Raw genomic sequence first — 242 nt, forward strand, 5'->3', positions numbered from 1 at the left:
GTCTTGTGCTTCATAATGATTTTTATTGTTATAACAGCTGCTTATTTTTTAAAAGGGTTGTCATTCGAGGTTGTCAGAGAATTCAAATTAGCTGCAAGAAACTCAGATAAGTTGAATCATGAAGTGGGAGAAAATCCCAAAAGATCTATCTTTATAACTGCATCGCTACTTATCGCTATCAACTTAGGCTGGGTTTGGTTTTACTTCAGCGGGTAACTCTAAAGTAATGAGAAGTTATTTAG

The 242-nt window shown here is 34.7% G+C and carries 1 protein-coding gene; it reads left to right on the forward strand.

The annotated features are described in order from the left end of the window. The coding region (locus AAEZ10_RS27685) for a hypothetical protein (RefSeq protein WP_350571875.1) at window positions 1-216 on the forward strand (216 nt) is incomplete at its 5' end. Window positions 217-242: the final 26 nt, after the last annotated feature.

Origin of the sequence: Pseudomonas sp. H26/SER47-MNA-CIBAN-0231, assembly GCF_040310465.1 — a bacterium.
Classification (GTDB): Bacteria; Pseudomonadota; Gammaproteobacteria; order Pseudomonadales; family Pseudomonadaceae; genus Aquipseudomonas; species Aquipseudomonas atacamensis.